This window comes from Streptomyces sp. NPDC048516, from assembly GCF_043199875.1.
Lineage (GTDB): Bacteria > Actinomycetota > Actinomycetes > Streptomycetales > Streptomycetaceae > Streptomyces.
This window is the reverse complement of the sequence record NZ_JBICWS010000058.1, coordinates 1-2296: the sequence shown is the minus strand read 5'-3', so window position 1 is coordinate 2296 and position 2296 is coordinate 1. Positions and strand designations below refer to the sequence as shown.

Here is a 2296-nt window from a genome sequence, read left to right as displayed (position 1 = left end):
CTCGCCTGGGGCCTCTGGCAACACACCACCAACCTCACCACCCACCTCCACACCACCGACCACCAACGCCTCAACCGAGCAGGCATCACCCCGATGCCCACCGAACTCGCACTCGCCCTGTTCGACGCCGCACTGGCCGACGGCCGCGCCACGGCGGTTCCCGCGCTCCTGGACCCGGCGGTCCTGCGCGGTCTCGCGAAGTCCGGGACCCTCCCGCCAATCCTGCGCGGGCTGGTACGAGGCGGCACTGCGCGGCGGATCGCCCACAACGGGTCGCAGGACAAGTCGGCAGCCACCGAGTGGACCCGCCGCCTGACCGCCCGCACGGCTTCCGAGCAGCTGGACACCATGGTCCAGCTGGTGCGTGCACACGCGGCGGTAGTGCTCGGACACTCCGGTTCGTCTGCTCTGACGGACCAACTCGCCTTCAAGCAGGCGGGGTTCGACTCGCTGACCGCCGTCGAGCTGAGGAACAGGCTGGGTGCCGCCGTCGGTCTGCGACTGCCGGCGACGGTGGTCTTCGACCATCCGACGCCCCTCGCGCTGGCGGCGTTCCTCCGGAGCGAACTCGCCCCGACACAGGAGTCCGTGCAGCGGACTCTGCTCACCGAACTCGAGCGGATCGAGGCGACCGTGCTCGCCGACCTCGCCGAGGGCAGAGGCCGCACCCAGATCGCGGCGCGCCTGAAGGAATTCCTGTTCAAGATCAACGAAGTCGAGGACATCTCCGATGACACCGGCGAGGACGTCAACGGATTGATCAGCGACGCGACGGACGAAGAGATATTCACATTCATCGACAACGAATTGTGAGTCGATGCTGAGCGCCGAAATGCATTTGGCAAGCCTGAAGGGGTCGATGTCGCATGGCTAATGAGGAGAAACTGCGTGGCTATCTCAAGCGAGTGACCGCCGACCTGCATCAGGCCCGCCGTCAACTCCAGAACACCGAGGCGAAGAGACAGGAACCCATCGCGATAGTGGGCATGTCGTGCCGCTTCCCCGGCGGCGTGGACTCCCCCGAGAAGCTCTGGGACTTGGTCGCGGAGGGCCGGGACGTGATCTCCGGTTTCCCGTCCAACCGGGGCTGGGACGTGGAGGGCATCTACGACCCAGATCCGGATGCCCTGGGCAAGACGTACGTCCGCCAGGGCGGCTTCATCCACGACGCCGACGGCTTCGACGCCGAGTTCTTCGGCATCAGCCCGCGCGAAGCCCTCGCCATGGACCCGCAACAACGCCTCCTCCTGGAAACATCATGGGAGGCACTGGAGCGGGCCGGCATCGACCCGGTGACGCTGCACGGCAGCAACACCGGCGTCTTCGCCGGTGTCATAGGCCAGGAGTACGCGTCCCTGCGCAACCCCGGCACCGCGGGGGCCGACGGCTATCTGCTCACCGGCATAGCAACGAGCATCGCCTCGGGCCGCATCTCCTACACCTACGGCTTCGAGGGCCCCGCAATCACGGTGGACACGGCGTGCTCGTCCTCACTGGTCGCCCTGCACCTCGCCGTTCAGGCGCTGCGCGGCGGCGAGTGTGACCTGGCGCTCTCGGGAGGCGCCACCGTGGTCCCCACACCGGGGATCTTCTTCGAGTTCAGCCGTCAGCGGGGACTCGCCCCCGACGGCCGCTGCAAGTCCTTTGCCGAATCGGCCGACGGCACCAGCTGGTCCGAGGGCGCCGGCGTGCTGGTCCTGGAGCGGTTGTCGGACGCGGAACGCAACGGGCACCAGGTGCTGGCAGTGGTACGGGGCAGCGCCGTCAACCAGGACGGCGCATCCAATGGCCTGACCGCCCCCAACGGCCCCTCCCAACAACGCGTCATCCGCCAGGCCCTCACCAATGCGGGGCTACCGGCGGACCGCATCGACGCCGTCGAAGCCCACGGAACGGGCACGCCCCTGGGCGACCCCATTGAGGCACAAGCGCTGCTGGCGACGTACGGCCAGGACCGACCCGGGGCCCAGCACCTCTGGCTCGGCTCAGTGAAATCCAACATCGGGCACACGCAGGCCGCCGCCGGTGTCGCGGGCATCATCAAGATGGTCCAGGCGATGCGGCACGGCGTGCTGCCCAAGACCCTCCACGTCGATGAGCCCTCCACTCACGTCGACTGGAGCACCGGCGCGGTGGCCCTCCTCACCGACCACACCTCCTGGCCAGAGACCGGCCGGCAGCGGCGTGCGGGCGTTTCGTCGTTCGGCATCAGCGGCACCAACGCACATGTGGTGATCGAGCAGGCCCCGGCCGCCACCAGCGAGGACGCCGGTCCGGTGCGGGAGCTGCCAGTCGT

Annotated in this window: 2 protein-coding genes; both read left to right on the top strand. The window is 68.3% G+C overall.

What is annotated here, in order from left to right; translation table 11 throughout:
• Positions 1-813, top strand: an 813-nt coding sequence (locus tag ACGFR7_RS37475; protein ID WP_393328556.1) for a phosphopantetheine-binding protein, incomplete at its 5' end; no start/stop codon positions are given.
• Between the two features lie 53 nt (positions 814-866).
• Positions 867-2296, top strand: a 1430-nt coding sequence (locus ACGFR7_RS37470) for a type I polyketide synthase (protein WP_393328553.1), incomplete at its 3' end; no start/stop codon positions are given.